Annotated in this window: 1 protein-coding gene; it reads right to left on the reverse strand. The window is 41.8% G+C overall.

The window, feature by feature from the left end; genetic code table 11:
* Nucleotides 1–101: 101 nt before the first annotated feature.
* Entirely contained in the window at nt 102–464 is a 363-nt protein-coding gene (locus R7Z50_RS27260) for a hypothetical protein (RefSeq protein WP_025442435.1), read from the reverse strand.
* Between the last annotated feature and the right edge of the window lie 254 nt (nt 465–718).

The raw sequence follows: 718 nt of genomic DNA on the forward strand, positions 1-718 counted from the left end.
GTACCCAGAAGAGTAAACGTCCCGACGAGCCAGCGCACTAGAGTGCTACAAAAATAGAGTGCAACAAAAACAAAAAACCGAGCGACTGAACGCTCGGTTTTTTACTTTTGAACCTCTTGAATGAACATATCCATCTCTTCAAGATAATTACCGTTTGAGCATCCCCAGTCAGTTACTTCAATCAGCTCAGTAATCAGCTGACCTGAATCATCACTTTGCACTCGCATAACAAACGCTTCAAAGCGGTCAAGTTGAGCCTGAGTTTTAATGGCATGTACCGCATATTCTTGCATCAGCTCGTTATACACCTGCCAACGGTGATCATCAGAGACATCACTACTCAGAATGACCGCACATTTTTGCTGAATACTCTCAATGGCATCCTTTTTAGGAGCCGTCACTGACGAGCATCCCGCTAAAACCACTCCTAGCGCCAGCAACGTTATTTTTGCTTTATTTATCATTTCGTTTCCGCTTTGTACGACTGCAACAAGAAATTTTATAAATTGTATACCATCAACGCCCAAACGTAAGGTGCGCCACAACAAATAACCTACTAACCATTTAAAATGTAAACAAATAGTAAAATCACCTTTACGCGATGCAAAATCGACAAATGAGATTGTCGCTCCTTTCTCACGGCCAAGCGTGCAATAATCAACTGTCTACATAACGAAACCATTTGAAGGATCAAAATGACCGCAACGGATTATCTCAA

This window comes from Vibrio sp. 1249-1, assembly GCF_033340495.1.

Coding starts and splice junctions, on each gene's coding strand:
- R7Z50_RS27260 (WP_025442435.1), bottom strand. CDS start 464: ATGATAAATAAAGCAAAAATAACGTTGCTGGCGCTAGGAGTGGTTTTA.